The organism is Variovorax sp. GW823-FHT04B03, from assembly GCF_058796495.1.
The window spans coordinates 188,001-208,333 of sequence record NZ_JBXAIT010000004.1 but is presented as its reverse complement, the minus strand read 5'-3'; the positions used below and the strand labels follow the sequence as shown (position 1 = coordinate 208,333).

The window sequence follows — 20,333 nt, the reverse complement described above, 5'->3', positions numbered from 1 at the left end:
CGGAAGGTTTTTCGATCAGGGCTGGTAGCCGGATTTCTGGACCACGGGCGCCCATTGCGCCTTGTAGGCCTTGAGCATCGCGGCGGTCTGCGCCTGGGTGCTCACCACCGGCGTCATGCCGGCGTCCTTGAACTTGCGTTGGGTGTCGGGGTCTTGCATCACGGCGTGGATGGTGGTGGCCAGGCGTTCGACTTTCTCCTTGGGCATGCTGGCCGGCGCGAAGAAGGTGTTCCAGCCGGTGGCGGCGAGGTCGAGGCCGGCTTCCTTGAAGGTCGGAATGGTGGGCGCGAAGGGCGAGCGCTTTTCGCCCGACAGCGCCAGGATGCGCAGCTTGCCGGCGGTGTGCTGCGGCAGCACGACGTCTTCGGTGTCGACGGCAATGGGCACCTGGCCGCCGATCAAGTCATTCAGCAGCGGGGCGGAGCCGCGGTAGCCGATCACCTGGGTCTGCACCTTGGCCTTCTCGCCCACCATGAGGCCGAAGAAGTGCGGCAGGCTGCCGGTGGCGGGCACGCCCACGTTGGCCTGCTGCGGGTTGGCGCGCATCCATGCGAGCAAATGGTTCAGCTCGCGCACGGGCAGGGTGGGCGACACGGCCAGCGCAAAGTCGTAGGCGTTGACGTGCGACACGGGCACGAAGTCGCGCTCGGCGTCGTAGCCGTTGTCCTTGAAGACGAGCGGCGCCACCACCATCACGGCGGGGTTGGCGAGCATCAGCACGTTCTGGTTGGCGGGCGTGGCCTTGGCCTGCTGCGCGGCCAGGCGGCCGCCCGCGCCGGGCTTGTTGTCGACGATCACGGGCACGCCGAGCTGGGCCGCGAGCTTGTCGCCCACGATGCGCGCCACGCGGTCGGTGGCGCCGCCGGGCGCGTAGCCGACGACGATGCGCAGCGGGCTGTCGAGTGCGGCTTGGGCGGCCTGCGCGCGCGCCAGCGTGGGGGCGGCGATGGCCGCCACGAGACCGGCCATGGCCAGCACGGCGGCGAGGCGGCGACGAGTCGGGTTGAAGGAAGAAGCGAAAGCGGGGAGGGCGCGCGGGATCATGAAGGGTGTGTCCTTGTTGTCGATCGGTCGGTCAGTCGTTGGCCTGGAAGTTCACGGCCTTCATGATGCCGGCCCAGCGGGCAATGTCTTCGCGCATGGTCTTCACGAGCGCCTCGGGGCCGTCGGCCACGGGATACATGCCGTTCTGCAGCAGCAGCTGGCGCACGTCGCGGCTGTTCACGGCGCGGATGATTTCGGTGCGCAGTTTCTCGGCGGTGGCGGGCGGCGTCTTCAGCGGCGCGTAGTAGGCGAACCATGCGGTGGCCACCACGTCCTTGTAGCCGCTCTCCACGAAGCTGGGCAGCTGCGGCATGAGCGGCGAGCGCTTGTCGCCGCTGGTGGCCAGCACTTTCACGCGGCCGGTGGGCAGCATCTGCTGCGCGCCGCCGATGGTGTCGAAGTACACGGGCACGGTGCCGCCCATCACGTCCTGGCGCGCGGGCGTGGAGCCGCGGTAGGGCACGTGCACCATCTTCAGGCCGGCCGCGCGATTGAGCATTTCGCCCAGAAAGTGCGAGGGCGTGCCGGCGCCGTACGAGCCGAAGCTGACCTTGTCGCCCTGCGCCTTGGCCCAGGTGATGAACTCGGCCAGGGTGTTGGCGGGCACGTCCTTGTGCACGGTGAGCGCCAGCTCGAAGCGCGCGGCGTTCACCAGCGGCACGAAGTCCTTGATCGGGTCGTACGACAGGTTGCGGTAGGCGCTGGGGAACATGGTCATCATGCTCGCAGTGCCCAGCAGCAGGGTGTGGCCGTCGGGCGGCGCGGTCTTCACGGCGTCCACGGCAATGCGACCGGCCGCGCCCGAGCGGTTGTCGATGATGAGCGGGCCGAGCGAATCGCGCACCTGGTGGGCAATGGCGCGGGTCAGCACGTCCTGCGTGCCGCCGGCGGGCACGCCGATGAGCACCTTGATCGGCTGGCCGGGCGTGAAGGCGGCGGGTTGCTGCTGCGCGAACGCAAGCGGTGCGAAGGACGCAAGGGGGGCAAGGGCCAGCCCGCCAAGGGTGGTCAGGGTGCGGCGGCGGGTCGGGTCGGGAAGCTGGGGCATCGTCAATCTCTCCGGGGTCTCGTTCGGCGTTCGGCAGGGGCTGTGCGTGGCCGGGGCGGGTGGCCGCGGCTGCGGACGATTCTGGAGACGCTACATTCGATTGATCAAATCAACCATCGCCCGGATTTACCCGGCCTTTCGAGACGCCACCCCATGACTGCCGAAGCCGCCGCCACCCCGCCGCGCCGCCCGCTGGACGACCTGCTGCTGTACCGGCTGTCGCGCCTGCTCGCGGTGGCGGGCAGCATGGTGATCCGGCTGTGCGAGGGCCGCTTCGGCATCACGCGGCGCGAGTGGCGGCTGATCGCGGTGCTGGCCAGCCGGGGCGAGCTGGGCTCGTCGCAACTGGCCGAGCATGCGCAGCTGGACCGGGCGCGCACCTCGAAGGCGGTGGGCTCGCTGGTGGCCAAGCGGCTGGTGTCGCGCACGGCGCTGGCGGGCGACCGGCGGCAGGTGCGGCTGGGCCTCACGGCGACGGGGCAGGCGCTGTACGACGAGCTCTTTCCGCTGGTGACCCGCATCAACGCCGAGCTGATGGGCACGCTCGACGCGGACGATGCCGCGCGCTTCGACGACGCGCTGCACCGGCTGCAGGCGCATGCCGAAACCATGGTGGCGCAGGCGGTGCTGCCCAAGGCCGACCGGGGGCGCCATGCGGCGGCGGCTGCAGCGGCAGCAGCAGGCCAGGGCAAGAAGAACAGCACGGCGCGCAGCGGCAAGGCCGTCAGTCCACCTTCATCCCGGTCGCCTTGACGATGCGACCGTAGCGCGCCTGCGCCGTGGCCAGGCGCGTGGCGGCGGCGGCATCGGTTTCGGCCAGCGGCACCATGTCGAGCGAGGCCAGGCGGGCCTTGAGTTCGGGCAGGGCCAGCGCCTTGTGCAGCGCCTGGCGCAGGGTCTGCATCACGGGCTCGGGCGTGGCGGCCGGCACCATGGCGAGGTAGAGCACTTCGAACTCCAGGTCTTTCAGGCCCAGCTCGCCGACGGTGGGCACCTCGGGCAGCAGCGGCGCGCGCTGGCGGCCGGTGACGGCCAGGGCGCGCAGCTTGCCGCCCTGGATCTGCGGCAGCACGCCGGGCGTGGCGACGATGCCGGCCTGCACCTCGTTGCCCAGCATGGCCATCACGGCCGGCGCGTTGCCCTTGTAGGGCACGTGCACGATCTTCGCGCCGGTTGCGCTCGCGAAGATCTCGGCGGCGATGTGGCCCGGGCTGCCGTTGCCGGCCGAGCTGAAGGTGGCGGGCTTGGCCTTGGCCTGCGCGATGAAGTCGGGCAGCGTCTTGGCCTTCACCGAGGCGGCGGTGGTGAAGCTCAGGCCCGACGAGCTGAAGATCATCAGCGGCTTGAGGTCCTTGGCCGCGAAGGGCATCGAGGCGTACAGGTGCGGGTTGACGGTGAAGGTGCTGTCGATGCCCAGCAGCACGGTGTAGCCGTCGGCCGGGCTCTTGGCCACGGCGTCGGCGCCGATGTTGCCGCCCGCGCCGGGGCGGTTGTCGACCACGAAGGGCTGCTTCAGGTCTTTCTGCAGCGCGTCGGCCAGCGCGCGCCCGAGGATGTCGATGGGGCCGCCGGCGGGGAAGTTGACGAGGAACTTCACGGGCTTGGCGGGGTAGCTCGCCTGGGCCTGCGCGGCCGGGGCGGCGAGTCCGAGGGCCAGCGCGGCGCAGGCGGCGGCGAGCGTGAGGCGGCGGCGCGTACCGAAGATTGAAGGGGTTGGTTTCGAGGAAAAAATCGTGGTCATGGGCTGCTTTGTCTGTCTCCGTATCCACGGCACTCTAGAAGGCTGCGCGGCGCGGCACAACTGAAGTCTCTTCCGCCAGCTATTCCCTCTGGTTATATTTGAAAGCACGTCGCCCCACTGGCTCCGAGGAGAACCGCATGTCAGCCATGAACTTTGAGCGCCTGAAGATGCGCCACCTGCAATGCCTCGTCATGGTGGCGCAGGAGCGCAACCTGGTGCGCGCGGCCGAGGCGCTGTCGCTCACGCAGCCGGCGGTGTCGAAGACGGTGGCCGAACTCGAAGAGATCGTGGGCCGCCAGTTGCTGCTGCGCCGCCGCCGCGGCGTGGAGCTCACGCCGGCCGCCGAGGTGCTGGTGCGCCATGCCGTGTCGGCGCTGCGCGGCCTGCGCGAAGGCCTGGGCCTGGCGATGGACCAGCCCGAGGCCGACCAGCTGCGCGTGGCGGTCGGCGCCTTGCCGAACATGGCGGCGCACCTGCTTCCCGAAGCCGTCGCACGGCTGCATGCGGCGCACCCGGCGATGCGCGTGCGCGTGGTGAGCGGCACCAACGCGCAGCTCATGACGCAGCTGCGCCAGGGCGAGATCGACCTCGTGCTCGGCCGGCTGGCGCAGGCCTCGGCCATGGCCGACCTGGCCTTCGAGCAGCTGTACAGCGAGGTGCTGCTGCTGGTGGTGCGCCCCGGCCATCCGCTGGCGTCGCGGCGCAAGCCCACGCTCGACGCGCTGGCCGCCTACCCGCTGGTGCTGCCGGTGTCGGGCACGCTGATCCGGCACACGGCCGACGCCTTCCTCATCGCGCAGGGTCTCGCGCTGCCGGCGCGGCTGGTGGAGGCGACCGACACCAGCTTTGCGGTAGGCCTGCTGCAACGCTCCGACGCCGTGTGGTTTGCGCCGCAGGGCGCGGTGGAAGGCTTCGTGGCGCGCGGCGAACTCCAGCGCGTGGCCATCGACACGGCGAGCACCGAAGGCCCGGTGGGCGTAACCGTGCGGCGCGGCAGCGAGACGGGCGAGGGCGCGCGGCTGTTGCTGGACACCATCCGGGGCATTGCGGCCACACGCGCTGCCTGAAGGGTTTCTTCAGGCTTCCTTCAGAATAGATCGAGCGCTCGGTCTAATAATTCGGGCATGACCGAATTCCGCGAGAACCACCGTGCGCAAAGTTGACCCCGAACGCCAGCAGGCCAAGCGCCGCCAGATCCTGGAGGCCGCGGGCGACTGCTTTGCGCGGCGCGGCTTCCATGCCACCACCACCGCCGAGATCTGCGCCGCCGCGGGCATGAGCCCGGGCAATCTCTTTCATTACTTTCCCAGCAAGAACGCGATCATCGAGGCCCTGGCCGAAGAGGAATGGCGCGACACGGCCGCGTACTTCGCCGCGATCGACGACGACCCGGCCGACCCGCTGGAGGTGGTGCTGTCTTTCCTCGACGTGGTGATGGTCTTCGCCTCCGACCGCAGCTACTCGCGGCTGGCGCTGGAGGTGGCCGCCGAGACCCTGCGCAACCCGGTGGTCTGCGCCAGCGTGGCCGCGGGCGACACCGAAATGCGCGACGGCCTTGCCGCCCTGCTGCGCAAGGCCGCGGCGCGCGGGCAGATCGACCCCGAGCTCGACCCCGTGCAATCGGCCAACTGGATCGCCGCGCTTATCGACGGGGTGTTCTCGCGCCTGGCACTCGACACGGGCTTCGACCCGGCGCGCGAGGCACCGATGCTGCGGCGCGTGGTGGGCCGCTTTCTCGCGAAGCCGGGGCGGGGCGCATGAACCACACCCCCGTTGCAGTCGAGCGCCAGTCGCTCGTCGATGCGTTGCGCGGCTTTGCGCTCTTGGGCATCCTGGTCGTGAACATCGCGGCCTTTGCCTCGCCGTACTACGGCCAGCCGCTGCCCGACCCGATGATGCGTTCGGGGCTGGACCGCGTGGCGGCCTTTGCCGTCGCCTTCCTGTTCGAGACCAAGTTCTACCTGCTGTTCTCGTTCCTGTTCGGCTACAGCTTCACGCTGCAGATGCAGTCGGCGCAGCGCAGCGGCAAGCCCTTCGTGCCGCGCCTGGCGCGCCGGCTGGTGGCGCTGTGGTGCATCGGCGTGCTGCACGCGGTGCTGCTGTTCCATGGCGACATCCTCACGACCTACGCGGTGCTCGGCGCCGTGCTGCTGGCGCTGCGCCACCAGAGCGACGCGGTGCTCGCGCGCTGGGCGCTGCGGCTGGTGCTGGCGACCGCGCTGGTGTGGGGCGCCATCGGCATGCTCGCGATGCTGGGCGGCCCGGCAACCGAAGACGTTCTTCGCACCGCGAGGGCCGACGCGGCCTCGGCGCTCGCGGCGTACCGTGGCACGGCGGCGACGGTCATCCGTCAGCATCTGCGCGAGCTGTCGCAGGTGTGGATCGTGCTCGGGCTGGTCCAGGCGCCGATGGCGCTGGCGATGTTCTTCGCGGGCGTCATCGAAGGCCGCCGCAACCTGTTCGCGCGGGCCGACCGCTACCGGCCGCTGTTCAAGCGCCTGCTGGTGCCCGGCCTGGTGCTGGGGCTGCCGGGCGCGGCCGTGTATGCGTGGACCGCGTCCGTCGTGCCGGGCTCGCGCTGGGACGTGCTCGGCCTGGCGGTCGGCGTCTTCACCTCGCCGCTGCTCACGGCGACGTACGTGGGCGCGATGATGCTGCTGTTCCAGTCGCGCTGGGGCGCCTGGCTGGCGCAGGCGCTCGCACCGGCGGGGCGCATGGCGCTGTCGAACTACCTGCTGCAGTCGGCGGTGTGCGCGTGGCTCTTCCTGGCGTATGGGCTGCGGCTCATCGGCGAGCTCGGGCCGTTCATGAGCCTCATGGTCGCCTTCGGCATCTTCGGCGCGCAGATGGTGGTCAGCCGCTGGTGGCTGGCACGCTTTGCGTACGGCCCGGTGGAGTGGGTGCTGCGCGCCTTCACCAACCTCGAGTGGCCCGCCCTGCGGCGTATGCAACGGTCACGTTGAGCGACGAGAATGCCCTCGTTCCAACGAGGAGGATGCGCCGATGAGTTCCATGGAAGACGTGTGGGCCTACCGCGAAGAGACGCTCTACCCGCGCCTGTTCGGCCCCGAGCGCACCGGCATCTACGTGCTGGACTTCGACGACTTCAAGGCGCTGGGCGCCGAAGACGTCGACCCGCGCTGGCTGCACCTGGGCGTGTTCGAGTTCGCGCCCACGCCCGTGCGCAACACCTGGCTGTACGTGACCTCGGGCGGCTCCACGCCGTGGGAAACGGAACCGGCCGACTACGACCCCGAGGACTATTCGTGGATCGGCTCCGAGCTGGTCATCGAAGTGCCGTCGCAGCCGCAGGACCAATGGGCCATCAAGCTGCTGCGCCGCCTGCTCGCCTACAACGTGCTGCTCGCGCACTCGCACTTCGGTGAGGACAAGCAGCCCTTCGACTACGGCGACCGCATTCCCGTCGGCGAAGCGATCCGCGAGAAGGGCACCGTGGCCCTGCGCCATGTGGTGCTGATGGAGCCGAAGCACTACCCCGCGACGGCGCAGCTCGACTCGGGCCGCTTCGATTTTCTGCACCTCGTCGGCATCAACGATTCCGAACGCGACTGGGCCAAGGCCCACAGCTCCGAGGCGCTGCTGCGTTTGCTCGAAGTGCATGGCGGCGCGCCGGTGACTGACGCGCGACGCAAGGCGGTCGCTTGAGCCGCGCCAAAGGTGCGGCTGCCGTTGGCGGTGCCGAGCGTTCGCACGGGCGAGCGCTCGAGCTGGCCGAGTCGCTCGGCGCGATGGGCCCCATCGAGGTCAAGCGCTTCTTCGGCGGCTTCGGCCTCGTGCAGGCTGGCGTGCAGTTCGCCTTCGTGATGAAGGGCACGCTGTACCTGCGTGTGGACGATGCCACCCGGCCGGACTTCGAGCGCCTGGGCGCGGTGCCGTTCTCGTACGCGACCAGCGCCTCGACCGTGAAGGTCGCGAGCTACTACGAAGCGCCGGTCGATGCGCTCGAAGACCCGCACGCCTTGCGTGACTGGGCGACGAAGGCGCTGGCGAGCGCGCTGGGTGCGCGCAAGCCCGCGCGCCGCAAGCCGGCGGCCAAAGCCGGGTAGTTGATTCCTCAGCGTGACAGCAGCGTCGACAGCTGAAACACCGCAAAGCCCAGCAGCAGTGCGCCCGACAGCTTGTTGATGCCCTGCAGCACGCGCGCTCCCAGCTTGTGCCGCACCACCGACACGATGCTCGACAGCCCCAGCCACCACAGTGCCGAGCCGAGGAACACCCCTGCCACCATCGTGAGCGCCGCACCGCTGCCGCTGCCCACGTGGCCGCTGCCGAGCGAGGCGAACACCGCGACGAACGACAGGATCGTCATCGGGTTGGCCAGCGTGAGCACGAACACCGACAGCAGCGCCTTCACCGGCGTGGCCGCGTCTTCCGCAGCTCGGGCCTGCGTCGCGGCCGGCGCACGCAGCAGCTGCACGCCCATCCACGCAAGAAACGCCGCACCACCGAGCGCCAGCGGCACGCGCGCCGCGACGATCGTCGACACCACGGCCGACACGCCGAACGCACCGATGGCGCCATAGCAGGCGTCGGCCAATGCGGCGCCGAGGCCGCTGAGAAAGCCGATCGTGCGGCCATGCGCGAGCGTGCGTTGGATGCACAGCAGACCGATGGGGCCGACGGGTGCGGCGATCGAGAGCCCGATGACGAGGGCCTTGAGAAAGAGAGGGAAGTCCATGCCGTCGATTGTTCGGCGAGGCCTGCATGACGAGAATGGCGAAATTCAGGCGCGCGGCATGCCTTGCCTGAAATCGGAAGCGAAATTCTCAATCGGGCCTGAAATCCATGGAAATCGACGCCAAGAACTGGCAGATCCTCGACGCGCTGCAGCAGGACGCGCGCACCTCGCTCACGGCACTCGCACGGCAGGTGGCGCTGTCGGTGCCCTCGACCTCCGAGCGCGTGAAGCGCCTCGAAGAAGCCGGCGTCATCGAGGGCTACCGCGCCGTGGTGCCGCCGCGCAAGGCGGGCTACACCGTCACCGCGCTCGTCGGCATCACCACCGCGCAACCCGACAAGGCCCGCCTGCTGAAGCTGCTCGGCAGCCGGCGCGAAGTGCTCGAGTGCTTTCACGTGACGGGGCAGGACTCGTACGTGCTGAAGGTGGTCGCGCGCGACATCGAACACCTCGAGTCGTTCGTGAGCAGCATCAACCACCTGGGCGAGACGCGCACCTCGATCGTGATGTCGGTGCCGATCGCGGCGCGCGCGGTGGCGGCGCCGGCGGGCACTGTGCCTGACTGAGGCGCGCTTCTCTCGCCCCAAAAAAATGGTCCGCACAAAGGCGGACCGAATGGACCCGCCTGACGGGCTCCTGGAGAAACGGAACATCCGCGGGCGCAGGGCCGCCCGCGGTCATTCACTCACTTGCTTGCTTCTTTGCGCGTGACAGTCTTCCCTGATCAGAACGAGTGGCGCAGCCCCACGTCGTAGCCCGTCGAGGTCTTGGGCACGAACACCCCGGTGTTCACGAAGGCAGGGCCGCCGACCGTGAGCGCCGCGCCGTTCTTGTTGCTGATGCGGGCAACGGTGGCGTAGAGGGCGGTGCGCTTGGACAGGTTGTGGATGTAGCCGATGGCCAGCTTGTTGGCCTTGGGGTCGGCGACCGACGGCGTGAACGGCAGGTTGACGGTGTTGAGGTCGTACTTGACCTGCGAGTACGAGGCGCGGATCAGGCCTGGGCCGACCGGCGCGGTCACGCCGATCAGGTAGCCCGTGAGGTCGAAGTCCGGCGCGCCGCCGACCAAGGGCGTGACGGCGTAATCGCGCGTTTTCTTGATTCTCGACAATTCGCCGAACAGCTTGACCACGCCGAAATCGTAGGAGCTGCCGAGATTGAAGGTCTTGACGTTGTCAGTGGTGCCCGCATAGAAATTGTTGGCCGCCGTGCTGTTGCCATACGACACGGCCACATCGAACGGGCCATTGGCATAACCGACGCGCCCGCCCAGGTAGCGCCCCGCGCGCGATGCGGCCGAATTGCCCGAATTGAGCGCGCCCGCCGCATTGACGCCGGGCGGCGTTGCCGTGCCAGGGTCGTATTTGGTGTTTTCATGCAATGCGTACATGAATTGGCCATAAAAGCCGCCGAGGTTCTTCGGCAGAAAATAACCGATCGAATTGCTGGCACGGTTGTAATTGAGGTCGCCGCCGAACCCGCCCGAGCCGCCGCCGGCGTTCGTGTTGGCGGCGGTGAAGATCAGGCTGCGGCCCACGCCGACGATGCCGAAGGGGTCGAACACGATGTCGTTCCAGGCCGTGGGCACGTAGTCGCGGCCCAGGCGCAACTCACCGAAACCGCCCGACAGGCTGACCGTGGAACGGCGCTGGAAGGTGGTGATGCCGGTCTTGCCGTCGTCGGGACTGATCGGCGCCTCGAGCCAGAAGCTGGCCGCGAGCCCGCCGCCCAGGTCCTCGGTGCCGCGAAAGCCGAGCCGGCTCGTGGAATAACCGCCCGAGCTCAGGGCGGTCTGGCTCGCGGTGCGCGTGCCTTGGTTCACGTAGAACGGGTTGAACAGCGTGGCGCCGCTCATGTCCTGCGATTTGGAGGAGTAATTGCTGATGCCCGTGTCCACCACGCCAAACAGCGTGACGGAAGACTGTGCATTGGCGAACCCGACACCGAACAGTGCGGCGGCCGTGAGGAATTGTCTTTTCATTGTTGCCCTTGAATTGAATATGAAATTCATCGCTCCCACGCACTGCGCTGGAGCTCCGGTTCGGCGTGCGGAAATAAATTCAATTGATTTCTTCTGCCTTCCGCATGGTTCATGCGTCTGGGCAAATCATATCGATCGATTGCGACAGGAAAAGATCGAAACCGCCTTTTTCAATTACGTTTTTCGTGCAGCCGGGTTACGAATTGGAAAGCTCGGGCTGCGTCTTCCCGGGAATTGATGAATTGGTCTTCATCCTGTCGTTTTTGTAATTGAACCGTTCGCGCGGCGACGGTCCGAATTCCTAGCGTGTCGGCATGGCGAAGCAAAACCGCCATCGCCGAAGCGGGTGGTCCTCTTCGGCGTTCAACGAAGGAGATGACACATGACGAACAGGAAGATGGCCTTTGCGCTGGCGGCGATGGCCGCCGCAGCGCTCCCGCTGGTGGCTGGCGCACAAACCAGCCAGCAGCACGTCGAGGGCCCCGCGCATTTCGCGGCGACCGAAGCCGGCATCAAGGAGCACCCCGAAAACGCCGGCCCGGGCAAGACCGACGCCCAGGTGGTGGCCGAACTGCGCGCCGCGCAGCAAAGCCCCGAGTGGGCCGGCGTACTGCGCTGGGGCGCCCCGATCCCCGTGAAGGCCACGCAACCGCGCACGCGCGCGGAGGTGGTGGCCGAGCTGGAACGCGCGCAGTCGCAACCGGGCTGGGAGCGCGCCTCGCGGTTGGGGGCGCCGATGGTGCTGCCGGCGGCGGCGCCTGCGCGGTAGGGGAGAAGCAAGAAGGCGGCGGCGGGAGCTTCAGCCCGCCGCCGCGCCCTGCATCACCGGCGGCTGCCCCATCGCCGGATCGTTGCCCTCGAAGCGCATCTTCGGCAGGAACTGCGGGTACTCGCGCTGCATGAAGTCGATGACGCCTTCGCGCACGTGGCAGCGCAAGTCGAAGGCCAGGCCGGAGGTGGCGGCGGTGCAGAGCACGCGGACCTGCATGGTGCGTTCGGTGGCGTCGGTCACGCGCAGGTTGAAGAAGCGGCCGTCCCATTCGGGCGCGGCCTTCACGAGGCGCTCGACCTCGGCGCGCAGCGGCGCCAGCGGCGTGCCGTAGTCCAGGTAGAAGAAGACCGAGCCGAGCAGTTCGGCCGAGTGGCGGGTCCAGTTCTGGAACGGCTTCTCGATGAAGTAGGTGAGCGGCAGGATGAGGCGCCGGTCGTCCCAGATGCGCACGACCACGAAGGTGCCGGTGATCTCCTCGACGCGGCCCCATTCGCCCTCGACCACGAGCACGTCGTCGATGCGGATCGGCTGCGACAGCGCGATCTGCAGGCCGGCGATGAGGTTGCTGAAGACGGGCTTGGCCGCCAGGCCCGCCACGATGCCGATCACGCCGGCCGAGGCCAGCAGGCTGGCGCCGACCTGGCGCGCGCCCGGGAAGGTCATGAGCATCATGGCGCCGCCGGCCACGACGACGACCGACATGGCGGTGCGCGCGAGCACGCGGGTCTGCGTGAGCACGCGGCGCGCCTGCAGGTTGTCGGAGATGTCCGAAGGGTGCTGCGCGAGCACGCCGTCGGCAAAGCCGCTAATGGCCTTGAGCACGAACCAGGTGCTGGCCGCGATGAGCAGCAGCCCCGTGAGATGTCGCACGCTGCCGATGAAGCGCAGGTCGTCCGGCGCCGCCTGCCACACCATCATGAGCGCCGCCAGCGGCAGCACCAGCCGCGCGGGGGCGGTGCAGTTGAGCACCATCGCATGCACGGCGGGCGCCGGGCGGGTGATCCGCCTGAGGACCATGCCCCCGATGCGGTGGGCGAGAAGGGCGAGGGGCGCGGCGATCAGGGCGGCAATCCAGGTGCCGAACCAGGGGTGTGCGAGGAGCTCTTGGGTCATCAGGCGGGGGTGGTCTTTGCTTCTGGGGTGTTGTCGTTCAGTGGTTGAAGAATGCGCGCTGCGTCGTCGCGCAGCTGCGTGGCGAGCGCCGTGGCCAGGTCGAGCCGGCGCACCAGCCAGGGGCTGATGTCGTTGTCGAACGGGTCAGGCAGTGGAATGGGGCCGCCGACGGTGGTGGCCCCCGTGCTCTCGGGGTGAGAGGGCCCTGCGATCGGAATGGTTCCCAGGGCGGCCTCGATGCGTTGCGCGGTGCGCACGAGCGGGCCTTCGATGTCGCCCGGCGTGAGGCGGTCGCGCCGCAGCACGAGCATCGACTTCACGGCGCTGAGCTGCGCGAGCAGCTGGTAGCTGTGGGCCTGCAGATGCTCCAGCGGCTCCAGCGGCGGCTGCACGGCGCGCGGTTCGGAGAGCGAACGCTGCGTGGCCTGCACGAGCGCCGAGAGGCTGTCGTAAGCCTCGCGGCGCGCGAGCCGCCATTCGAGCTCGGGGCTGCTCTGGATGGCCTGCAGCTGGCCCAGGCCGAGCGCGAGCCGCGCATGGCGTGCCTGCGCGGTGAGCACGCGCGCCACCAGCGCCGGGATCTGCGTGCGCTCCCACGAGGGCAGCACGTAGCAGAAGCCCCAGGCCAGCGCGGCGCCGATGAGCGTGTCGGCGATGCGCTCGAACAGCGCAAAGATGGGCGCGGTGCCGGTGTTCAGCATGTGGGCCTGCAGCAGGCCCAGCACGGTGGCGGCCACGGCGGTGACGAGGTAGCGCCGCACCGCGAAGCTGTGGGCAATGGCCTGCGCGATGGTCACGGTCACCAGCAGCATCAGCGGCGAGGGGTGCGCCGACAGCAGGCCCACCGCGAGCACGCAGCCCAGCAGCGTGCCGGCAACGCGGCTGTTGCGCCGCTCCAGCGTCTGCGAGAGGCTGCCGCGCAGCACGACCACGATGGTCAGCAAAATCCAGTAGTCGTGCGATCCCCAGGGCATCGACACGGCGATGCCGTAGCCGGCCGCGATGGCCAGCGCCGCGCGAATGGCGTGGCGCAGCGGCGGCGCGTCCCAGCGCCACAGCGCGAGGAAGGGGCGCAGCGACCAGTCGGTCGGGCTCACGAAGAGCTGCCAGTTGGCGCGCACCACGGCCAGGTTGGGCTCGGCGTCGCCGCGCGCCATGGCCGCCAGGCGCAGCACCTCGTCGTTGATGTGGCCGATGCGGCTGGCCAGCCCGCGCGCGAGCATGGCGGCCGACGGGCCCATCTGACCGTGCGTGTCTTCGTCGTCCGCCGTCACGTGGATGGCGGCCAGGCGCGGCCGGCGGTCGGCCACGGCGGCGGGGTGGCGGCGCATGAGCAGCGCATCGGCCAGGCCGGTCGTTTCGTCGGCCAGCTCTTCGAGGATGCGGCGCATCTCGACCAGCGCCTGCGCGTGCGACGGATGGGCGCGCAGGGCGTCGAGATCAAGTTCGCTGGCGAGCAGCTGGTCGCGCATCTCGAGCACGATGACGAGCATGCCGGCCAGGCGCTGGCGGCGCGGCGTGCGCGGCGATTCGAGCACGATGTCGCGCGTGGCCTGCAGCTGGTCGGCCAGCGCGGCCTGCTCGCGCAGCAGCTGGCCCAGCAGCGAGGCGGGGGTGTCGCGGATGTCGCGGGTCTCGTCCTGCGGCGTGAACTGGCTGGCTTCGGTGCGCATGAGCGCGGCCAGCGAAAACAGCACATCGGCGATCGACTGGGTGCGAAAGCGCCCGTTGAGCAGCAGGTTGGCGAGCGTGGCCCACACCACGTACAGGCCGGCGCCCAGGCCGAACTCGGTGGTGCGCGCGATGGCGTCGGACAGCCCGGTGGGGGCGGGCGTGGCCATGGAGAAGACCATCGAGAACATCACCGCGATGGCGATGGGAATGCCGCGCTTGCCCCAGGCCATGGCCACGAAGGCCATGAAGGTGGCGGGCACCAGCAGCAGCCCGAGGCGGATCGGTGCGCCGTGCAGCATCTGCACCGCGAAGAACAGCGGCAGGCCGATGAGCGGCGCCGGCAGCATCTGCAAAAACTTGCCGCGGCGCGGGCCGGGCAGGTCGGGCGGCGCCGTGACGATCACGCCGGTGGCGGCGGCCGAGGCGGCCAGGGTGCCCAGCCACAGGTGCACCCCGCCCGAGATCACGAGCAGGCCGAGCGCGACGGTGAGCCCGCTCGCGACGTAGTGGCTCAGCGCAATGCGCAACGCCGCGCGAACCCGCGAGGCGGCGCCCGGCCCCGTCATCACTTGGCGGAGGCGTCGCCCTCGGCGGGCGCCTCGCGCTTGATGCGGGTGAGCTTGCGCGGGGCGGCCGGCGCGGCGGGGGCTGCGGCGGCCGGGGCTTCGGCGCTGCCGTCGAGCGGGGCGGCCGTGGCTTCGGTCACGGTGCTGCGGGCGTACAGGTCGACCGAGGCGTCGGCGGGGCTCGACCTGGTCGAGGCCGAGACGGCGCGCACGCGGTCGCTGGCGCGCAGCTTGTCGTCCACGTTGGCGAACTTGGAGTACTTGGCGAGCAGCGGCACCAGCTGGCCGTACACGCGCGGGGCGCCGGCCAGGCATTCGCGCTGGTCGAGGAACTCGGGCTCGCCGGTGAAGTTGCCGATGAGGCCACCGGCCTCGGTCACCAGCAGCGAGCCGGCGGCCACGTCCCAGGGGTTCAGGCCGGTTTCGAAGAAGCCGTCGGTGAAGCCCGCGGCCACGTAGGCCAGGTCGAGCGCGGCGGCGCCGGGGCGGCGCAGGCCGGCCATGCGGGGCATCATGTCCGCCATGATGGCCAGGTACTGCTTGAAGTTGTCGCCGGTGCGGAACGGGAAACCGGTGGAAATGAGGCACTCGCTGAGCTTCACGCGCTTGGACACGCGGATGCGGCGCTCGTTCATGTAGGCGCCGCGGCCCTTGGTGGCCGTGAACAGGTCGTTGCGCGACGGGTCGAAAACGACCGCCTGCTCGATCTTGCCGCGCACCGACAGCGCGATCGACACGCAGTAGACCGGAAAGCCGTGGATGAAGTTGGTGGTGCCGTCGAGCGGATCGATGATCCAGACGAATTCGGAGTCTTTGGCGCCGTATTCGGTGCCCGATTCTTCGGCCAGGATGCCGTGCCCCGGGTACGCGCCCAGCAAGGTCTCGATGATGACCTTCTCGCTGGCGTGATCGACTTCGGTGACGAAGTCATTGACCTGCTTCTGGGAGATGCGCACGGCCTCGACGTCGAGGGCGGCGCGATTGATGATGGCGCCGGCGGCGCGTGCGGCCTTGACGGCCACATTGAGCATGGGATGCAGGTTGGGGGACGACATTCTGGATTGTGAGAAGAACGGGTGGGAGAGGTCCCCAAGAATGCAATCTGGGCGACCCTGCAGTCCGGCGATGCGGGCGGCGAGAATCGGGCATTTTACCGGCTCAGCCCGTTTGTGTCTTCCCCACCCGTCATGCGCACCCGTTTCATCCTCATCCAGACCAGCCACGCCGGCAATGTGGGCGCTGCCGCCCGCGCCATGAAGACCATGGGTTTCGACGACCTGGTGCTGGTCGCGCCGCGCTGGGCCAACGTGCTGCGGCGCGAGGAAACCATCCAGCGCGCCAGCGGCGCCCTGGACGTGCTGAACAACGCCCGCATCGTCGAAACACTGGACGAAGCCCTCGACGGCGTGACCCACCTGTGCGCCACGGCCATGATCCCGCGCGACTTCGGCCCGCCCACGCGCACGCCGCGCGAGCACCTGGAACCGCTGGCCACGCAGGGCGACCAGCATGTGGCCTTCCTGTTCGGCTCCGAGCGCTTCGGCATGCGCAACGAGGACGTCTACCGCTGCAACGTGGCCCTGAGCATCCCGACCGACCCGAAGTTCGGCTCGCTGAACCTGGGCGCGGCCATCCAGGTGGTGGCCTACGAATGGCGCCTGGCGCTGGGCGGCTACGGCGTGCGCGAGGCCATCGCCCCGGTGCAGGCGGCCGACGCGCAGGCCGTGGCCGGCATGCTCGACCACTGGGAGCGCTCGCTGGTGGACATCGGCTTTCTCGACCCGGCGGCGCCCAAGAAGCTCATGCCGCGGCTGCAGCAGCTGTTCAACCGCGCGCAGCCCACGCCCGAGGAAATCCACATCCTGCGCGGCATCGCCAAGGCCATGAGCGATGCCACGCGCGGCCCGCGCGGCAGCTGAACCGTCACAAAACCCCATCGCGCGTAAGCGAAGACGCCCGGCTTTAGACTGCCCGGCCCCTATCGATATAACGACAACAAAGGCAGCGATGTTCTCTCGACTGCGCGCCGACATCCGGTGCATCCTCGAACGCGACCCGGCCGCCCGCAGCGCCTGGGAAGTGATCACGGTCTACCCCGGCTTCCATGCCGTGGTGCTGCACCGCTGGGCGCACGCCTGTTGGACCCACGGTTTCAAGTGGCCGGCCCGCTTCATCGCGCACTGCGCGCGCGCGTTCACGGGCATCGAGATCCACCCGGCCGCCAAGATCGGCGAGCGCGTGTTCTTCGATCACGCCATGGGCGTGGTGGTGGGCGAAACCGCCGAGATCGGCGACGGCTGCACCATCTACCAGGGCGTGACGCTGGGCGGCACCTCGCTCTACAAGGGCACCAAGCGCCACCCGACGCTGGGCAAGAACGTGGTGGTGAGCGCGGGCGCCAAGGTGCTGGGCGGCTTCGTCGTGGGCGACGGCGCCAAGATCGGCTCCAACGCGGTGGTCATCAAGCCGGTGCCGGCCGGGGCGACCGCGGTGGGCATTCCGGCGCGCATCATCCCGTCGAAAGAGGGCGAGAGCGCCGACGTGGCCGCGCCGCAGAAGTTCTCGGCCTACGGCATCACGCAGGACGACGACCCGCTGAGCCAGGCCATGCGCGGCCTGATCGACAACGCCTCGAGCCAGGAGCACCAGATCGCGCTCCTGTGGCAGGCCATCGAGAAGCTGTCGGCGCAGCCGGGCACCAAGGACTGCTTGCCGGGCGACGCGGCGCGTGGCGAGTCATTCGAGGCCGACAAGCTGACGCAGCTGATCGGCAAGTAGACAAGAGCGCCGATCAGCCGGCCCGCTTGCCCGGCGCGTGCAGCGTGCCGTGCACGTGCCCCGCGTGCTGGCCGAAGGTCTCGGGCGCGAGCGCGGCGGTGTCCAGCTCCTGCAGGATGCCGCAGGCGCTGGCCGATTCGGGGCCGCCGCACTGCAGGCGCAGCGCCTTCAGCTGCTTTTCGAGCGTCTTCAGCTCGGCGATGCGTGAGGCCACGTGGCCGATGTGGTCGTCCAGCAGCTGGTTCACCTCGCCGCAGTCGTCCTGCGGCGCATCGCGGAATTTCAGCAGGCTGCGGATCTCGTCGAGCGTCATGTCCAGCGAGCGGCAGCGGCGGATGAAGCCCAGGCGCTGGGCATGCTCCTCGTCGTAGATGCGGTAGTTGCCGTCGGTGCGCGCGGGCGCGGGCAGCAGCTGTTCGCGCTCGTAGTACCGGATGGTTTCGACCGGCGTGTTCGTGGCCTTGGCCAGTTCACCGATTTTCATGATGCGGCATCTCAAGGAAGTGGCAATCAACGGTTGACTCTACACCTGCTTCAGGGTTTCCAATGGAACGCATGACGAATCAGACCACCCTGAATCAGCCGGTGCCACGCGCTGCGCCGCATGACCACGCCCATGACCACGGGCACAGCCGCGGGCATGACCACGCGCACGACCACGGGCACGACCATGCCCACGATCACGCCCCCGCCGCGCCGGCAACGGCCTGCTGCGGCAGCCCCGTGTGCGGCAGCACCCCGGCGTCGACCGAGCCCGCCGACCTGCCGAAGGGCGCCGTGCTGTTTCGCATTCCCACCATGGACTGCGCGGTCGAAGAGTCCGAGATCCGCCGCGCCCTCGAGCCCGTCGCGGGCGTGAAGGCCCTGCGCTTTCGTTTAAGCGAACGCACGCTGGCCCTCACCACCGAAGACGGCGCGCTGCCCGCTGCGCTCGAAGCCATCCGCCAGGCCGGCTTCAAGCCCGAGCCGGTGGCGTCGTCGACGGGGCAGAAGGCCGAGCCCGCGCGCTTCGCCGGCATGTCGACCGGGCTGGCACGCCTTGTGGCCGCGCTGGTGCTGGCCATTGCGGCCGAGACCGTGTCCTTCCTGGCGCTCGACGGCGTGGGCTTCATGGCCGCCGAGATGGGGCTCGCGCTCGCGGCCATCGCGCTGGCCGGCCTGGACACTTACAAGAAGGGCTTCGCCGCGCTGGTGCGCGGGCGCCTCAACATCAATGCGCTGATGGCCGTCGCCGTCACGGGCGCCTTCATCATCGGCCAGTGGCCCGAGGCCGCGATGGTGATGGCGCTGTACGCCATCGCCGAACTCATCGAGGCCCGTGCCGTCGACCGTGCGCGCAACGCCATCCAGAGCCTGCTCGCGCTGGCGCCCGAACAGGCCGAGGTGCGGCAGCCCGACGGCAGCTGGCAGACCGTGCGCGCCGATGCGGTGGCGCTCGACGCCGTCGCGCGCATCCGCCCCGGCGAGCGCGTGCCGCTGGACGGCGTGGTGCTCGAAGGCACCAGCGCCATCGACCAGGCGCCGGTCACGGGCGAGAGCATCCCGGTCGACAAGGCCGCGGGCGATGCGGTGTTTGCCGGCACCATCAACCAGACCGGCGCGCTGGTGTTCCGCGTGACGGCCGTGGCGGCCAACACCACGCTCGCGCGCATCATCCACGCGGTCGAAGAGGCGCAGGGTTCGCGCGCGCCCACGCAGCGCTTCGTCGACCGATTCGCTGCCATCTACACGCCCACCGTCTTCGTGCTGGCGCTGGCCATCGCGGTGCTCACGCCGTGGCTGCTGGGCTGGACCTGGGTGCAGGCCGTCTACAAGGCGCTGGTGCTGCTGGTCATCGCCTGCCCGTGCGCGCTGGTCATCTCCACGCCCGTGACGGTCGTGAGCGCGCTGGCCTCGGCCGCGCGGCGCGGCATCCTCATCAAGGGCGGCACCTACCTCGAAGAGGCGCGCAAGCTCAAGGCCGTGGCGCTCGACAAGACCGGCACCATCACCGAAGGCAAGCCCAAGCTGGTCGAGTCGGTGCTGATCGACAAGGCGGGCGGCGATGAGGGCGCGGTGTACGCACTGGCCGCCAACATCGCCGGCCGTTCCGACCACCCGGTGTCGAAGGCCATCGCCCAGGGCCTGGGTGGGTCGGTCGAAGAAGTCGGCGACTTCACCGCGCTGCCCGGACGCGGCGTGCAGGCCACGCACGCGGGCCAGACCTACGTGCTGGGCAACCACCGGTTGATCGAGGAGCGCGGCCTGTGCTCGCCGGAACTCGAAGCCGAACTCAAGCGGCACGAGGAGGCCGGTCGCACGGTGACGCTGCTGGCATCTGAAAAGTCGGTGCTGGCGCTGTTCGCAGTGGCCGACACCATCAAGCCTTCGTCGCAGGCCGCCGTGGCCGAACTGCGCGCGCTGGGCGTGACGCCCGTCATGCTCACCGGCGACAACACCGCCACCGCGAAGACCATCGGTGCGCACGCCGGCATCGACGACGTGCGCGGCAACCTGCTGCCCGAAGAAAAGCTCGATGCCATCCAGGCGATGCAGCAACGCTACGGCGCCGTCGCGATGACCGGCGACGGCATCAACGACGCCCCGGCACTGGCCAAGGCCGACATCGGCTTCGCCATGGGCGGCGCCGGCACCGACACCGCGATGGAAGCGGCCGACGTGGTCATCATGAACGACGACCTGCGCCGCATCCCCGAGACCATCCGCCTGTCGCGCCGCGCGCACGCGGTGCTGTGGCAGAACATCACGCTCGCACTCGGCATCAAGGGCGTGTTCTTCGTGCTCGCCGTGTTCGGCAGCGCGACCATGTGGATGGCGGTGTTCGCCGACATGGGAGCGAGCCTGCTGGTGGTGGCGAACGGGTTGCGGCTGATGCGCATGCCCAAGGAGTGAGTTCGGGCGGGGCTCGAGGGAGGGG

At 69.4% G+C, this 20,333-nt stretch carries 20 protein-coding genes; 11 read left to right on the top strand and 9 right to left on the bottom strand.

Features of this window, described 5'->3' with window-relative positions; genetic code table 11:
• Positions 1-15: 15 nt before the first annotated feature.
• Positions 16-969 carry a Bug family tripartite tricarboxylate transporter substrate binding protein gene (locus AC1RAD_RS18310; protein ID WP_095949153.1) on the bottom strand — a complete coding sequence of 318 codons (954 nt, stop codon included), beginning with the start codon at positions 967-969 and terminating at the stop codon, positions 16-18.
• Positions 970-1,075: 106 nt separating this feature from the next.
• Positions 1,076-2,092, bottom strand: a complete 1,017-nt coding sequence (locus tag AC1RAD_RS18305) for a Bug family tripartite tricarboxylate transporter substrate binding protein (protein WP_095746125.1) — start codon at positions 2,090-2,092, stop codon at positions 1,076-1,078.
• Between the two features lie 153 nt (positions 2,093-2,245).
• Between AC1RAD_RS18305 and AC1RAD_RS18300 the strand changes: the two genes are divergently transcribed.
• Positions 2,246-2,845, top strand: a complete 600-nt coding sequence (locus AC1RAD_RS18300) for a MarR family winged helix-turn-helix transcriptional regulator (protein WP_492736430.1) — start codon at positions 2,246-2,248, stop codon at positions 2,843-2,845.
• On the opposite strand, the gene AC1RAD_RS18295 is transcribed toward AC1RAD_RS18300, so the two are convergent.
• Positions 2,817-3,833, bottom strand: a complete 1,017-nt coding sequence (locus AC1RAD_RS18295; protein WP_492736428.1) for a tripartite tricarboxylate transporter substrate binding protein — start codon at positions 3,831-3,833, stop codon at positions 2,817-2,819. The genes AC1RAD_RS18300 and AC1RAD_RS18295 overlap by 29 nt on opposite strands.
• Positions 3,834-3,970: 137 nt before the next feature.
• Here AC1RAD_RS18295 and pcaQ point away from each other — a divergent pair, with 137 nt between their 5' ends.
• The 5 genes from pcaQ (at position 3,971) to AC1RAD_RS18270 (ending at position 7,900) form a co-directional block, all read left to right on the top strand.
• Positions 3,971-4,900: a pca operon transcription factor PcaQ gene (pcaQ, locus tag AC1RAD_RS18290; protein ID WP_159276039.1), complete on the top strand. Its 930-nt coding sequence runs from the start codon at positions 3,971-3,973 to the stop codon at positions 4,898-4,900.
• 82 nt (positions 4,901-4,982) lie between these two features.
• A complete protein-coding gene (locus AC1RAD_RS18285; RefSeq protein WP_307638635.1) occupies positions 4,983-5,594 on the top strand; it encodes a TetR/AcrR family transcriptional regulator in 612 nt (203 codons plus the stop codon).
• Positions 5,591-6,796: a DUF418 domain-containing protein gene (locus AC1RAD_RS18280; protein ID WP_492736425.1), complete on the top strand. Its 1,206-nt coding sequence runs from the start codon at positions 5,591-5,593 to the stop codon at positions 6,794-6,796. The genes AC1RAD_RS18285 and AC1RAD_RS18280 overlap by 4 nt, the downstream gene beginning before the upstream one ends.
• Before the next feature lie 40 nt (positions 6,797-6,836).
• Positions 6,837-7,499 carry a suppressor of fused domain protein gene (locus AC1RAD_RS18275; protein WP_492736423.1) on the top strand — a complete coding sequence of 221 codons (663 nt, stop codon included), beginning with the start codon at positions 6,837-6,839 and terminating at the stop codon, positions 7,497-7,499.
• A gap of 83 nt (positions 7,500-7,582) precedes the next feature.
• Positions 7,583-7,900 carry a TfoX/Sxy family protein gene (locus tag AC1RAD_RS18270; protein WP_492736960.1) on the top strand — a complete coding sequence of 106 codons (318 nt, stop codon included), beginning with the start codon at positions 7,583-7,585 and terminating at the stop codon, positions 7,898-7,900.
• A gap of 8 nt (positions 7,901-7,908) precedes the next feature.
• Here AC1RAD_RS18270 and AC1RAD_RS18265 read toward each other — a convergent pair whose 3' ends face one another.
• Positions 7,909-8,532, bottom strand: a complete 624-nt coding sequence (locus AC1RAD_RS18265) for a LysE/ArgO family amino acid transporter (protein ID WP_492736421.1) — start codon at positions 8,530-8,532, stop codon at positions 7,909-7,911.
• Positions 8,533-8,639: 107 nt separating this feature from the next.
• On the opposite strand from AC1RAD_RS18265, the gene AC1RAD_RS18260 reads away from it, so the two are divergent.
• On the top strand, positions 8,640-9,098 hold the full coding sequence (locus AC1RAD_RS18260) for an Lrp/AsnC family transcriptional regulator (RefSeq protein WP_492736419.1): 459 nt from the start codon (positions 8,640-8,642) through the stop codon (positions 9,096-9,098).
• Positions 9,099-9,256: 158 nt separating this feature from the next.
• Here the strand turns inward: AC1RAD_RS18260 and AC1RAD_RS18255 are convergent, their stop codons facing one another.
• A complete protein-coding gene (locus AC1RAD_RS18255) occupies positions 9,257-10,513 on the bottom strand; it encodes a porin (protein ID WP_492736417.1) in 1,257 nt (418 codons plus the stop codon).
• 382 nt (positions 10,514-10,895) lie between these two features.
• On the opposite strand from AC1RAD_RS18255, the gene AC1RAD_RS18250 reads away from it, so the two are divergent.
• Positions 10,896-11,282: a hypothetical protein gene (locus AC1RAD_RS18250; protein ID WP_070063166.1), complete on the top strand. Its 387-nt coding sequence runs from the start codon at positions 10,896-10,898 to the stop codon at positions 11,280-11,282.
• 30 nt (positions 11,283-11,312) lie between these two features.
• Here the strand turns inward: AC1RAD_RS18250 and AC1RAD_RS18245 are convergent, their stop codons facing one another.
• From AC1RAD_RS18245 to AC1RAD_RS18235, 3 genes are read right to left on the bottom strand one after another with little or no spacing between them, the layout of a single operon-like run.
• The gene (locus tag AC1RAD_RS18245; protein ID WP_354344883.1) at positions 11,313-12,398 is read right to left on the bottom strand and encodes a mechanosensitive ion channel family protein; all 1,086 of its coding nucleotides are present in this window, start codon (positions 12,396-12,398) and stop codon (positions 11,313-11,315) included.
• Entirely contained in the window at positions 12,398-14,638 is a 2,241-nt protein-coding gene (locus tag AC1RAD_RS18240) for an FUSC family protein (RefSeq protein ID WP_062479145.1), read from the bottom strand. The genes AC1RAD_RS18245 and AC1RAD_RS18240 overlap by 1 nt, the downstream gene beginning before the upstream one ends.
• Positions 14,638-15,693, bottom strand: a complete 1,056-nt coding sequence (locus tag AC1RAD_RS18235; RefSeq protein ID WP_095746114.1) for an inositol monophosphatase family protein — start codon at positions 15,691-15,693, stop codon at positions 14,638-14,640. The genes AC1RAD_RS18240 and AC1RAD_RS18235 overlap by 1 nt, the downstream gene beginning before the upstream one ends.
• A gap of 132 nt (positions 15,694-15,825) precedes the next feature.
• Between AC1RAD_RS18235 and AC1RAD_RS18230 the strand changes: the two genes are divergently transcribed.
• Both AC1RAD_RS18230 and cysE read left to right on the top strand, forming a co-directional pair.
• On the top strand, positions 15,826-16,557 hold the full coding sequence (locus tag AC1RAD_RS18230; protein WP_159276044.1) for an RNA methyltransferase: 732 nt from the start codon (positions 15,826-15,828) through the stop codon (positions 16,555-16,557).
• Positions 16,529-17,416 (top strand): serine O-acetyltransferase, encoded by an 888-nt coding sequence (gene cysE, locus AC1RAD_RS18225; RefSeq protein WP_492736414.1) that lies wholly within the window; start codon positions 16,529-16,531, stop codon positions 17,414-17,416. The genes AC1RAD_RS18230 and cysE overlap by 29 nt, the downstream gene beginning before the upstream one ends.
• A gap of 13 nt (positions 17,417-17,429) precedes the next feature.
• Here cysE and cadR read toward each other — a convergent pair whose 3' ends face one another.
• Entirely contained in the window at positions 17,430-17,900 is a 471-nt protein-coding gene (cadR, locus tag AC1RAD_RS18220) for a Cd(II)/Pb(II)-responsive transcriptional regulator (protein WP_492736412.1), read from the bottom strand.
• A 71-nt stretch (positions 17,901-17,971) separates the two neighbouring features.
• Here cadR and AC1RAD_RS18215 point away from each other — a divergent pair, with 71 nt between their 5' ends.
• Positions 17,972-20,308 carry a heavy metal translocating P-type ATPase gene (locus AC1RAD_RS18215; RefSeq protein ID WP_492736410.1) on the top strand — a complete coding sequence of 779 codons (2,337 nt, stop codon included), beginning with the start codon at positions 17,972-17,974 and terminating at the stop codon, positions 20,306-20,308.
• Positions 20,309-20,333: the final 25 nt, after the last annotated feature.

Coding starts and splice junctions, on each gene's coding strand:
- AC1RAD_RS18245 (WP_354344883.1), bottom strand. CDS start 12,398: ATGACCCAAGAGCTCCTCGCACACCCCTGGTTCGGCACCTGGATTGCC.
- AC1RAD_RS18305 (WP_095746125.1), bottom strand. CDS start 2,092: ATGCCCCAGCTTCCCGACCCGACCCGCCGCCGCACCCTGACCACCCTT.
- AC1RAD_RS18230 (WP_159276044.1), top strand. CDS start 15,826: ATGCGCACCCGTTTCATCCTCATCCAGACCAGCCACGCCGGCAATGTG.
- AC1RAD_RS18310 (WP_095949153.1), bottom strand. CDS start 969: ATGGCCGGTCTCGTGGCGGCCATCGCCGCCCCCACGCTGGCGCGCGCG.
- AC1RAD_RS18215 (WP_492736410.1), top strand. CDS start 17,972: ATGACGAATCAGACCACCCTGAATCAGCCGGTGCCACGCGCTGCGCCG.
- AC1RAD_RS18235 (WP_095746114.1), bottom strand. CDS start 15,693: ATGTCGTCCCCCAACCTGCATCCCATGCTCAATGTGGCCGTCAAGGCC.
- AC1RAD_RS18295 (WP_492736428.1), bottom strand. CDS start 3,833: ATGACCACGATTTTTTCCTCGAAACCAACCCCTTCAATCTTCGGTACG.
- cysE (WP_492736414.1), top strand. CDS start 16,529: ATGCCACGCGCGGCCCGCGCGGCAGCTGAACCGTCACAAAACCCCATC.
- AC1RAD_RS18300 (WP_492736430.1), top strand. CDS start 2,246: ATGACTGCCGAAGCCGCCGCCACCCCGCCGCGCCGCCCGCTGGACGAC.
- AC1RAD_RS18265 (WP_492736421.1), bottom strand. CDS start 8,532: ATGGACTTCCCTCTCTTTCTCAAGGCCCTCGTCATCGGGCTCTCGATC.
- AC1RAD_RS18270 (WP_492736960.1), top strand. CDS start 7,583: ATGGGCCCCATCGAGGTCAAGCGCTTCTTCGGCGGCTTCGGCCTCGTG.
- pcaQ (WP_159276039.1), top strand. CDS start 3,971: ATGTCAGCCATGAACTTTGAGCGCCTGAAGATGCGCCACCTGCAATGC.
- cadR (WP_492736412.1), bottom strand. CDS start 17,900: ATGAAAATCGGTGAACTGGCCAAGGCCACGAACACGCCGGTCGAAACC.
- AC1RAD_RS18250 (WP_070063166.1), top strand. CDS start 10,896: ATGACGAACAGGAAGATGGCCTTTGCGCTGGCGGCGATGGCCGCCGCA.
- AC1RAD_RS18280 (WP_492736425.1), top strand. CDS start 5,591: ATGAACCACACCCCCGTTGCAGTCGAGCGCCAGTCGCTCGTCGATGCG.
- AC1RAD_RS18255 (WP_492736417.1), bottom strand. CDS start 10,513: ATGAAAAGACAATTCCTCACGGCCGCCGCACTGTTCGGTGTCGGGTTC.
- AC1RAD_RS18260 (WP_492736419.1), top strand. CDS start 8,640: ATGGAAATCGACGCCAAGAACTGGCAGATCCTCGACGCGCTGCAGCAG.
- AC1RAD_RS18240 (WP_062479145.1), bottom strand. CDS start 14,638: ATGACGGGGCCGGGCGCCGCCTCGCGGGTTCGCGCGGCGTTGCGCATT.
- AC1RAD_RS18275 (WP_492736423.1), top strand. CDS start 6,837: ATGAGTTCCATGGAAGACGTGTGGGCCTACCGCGAAGAGACGCTCTAC.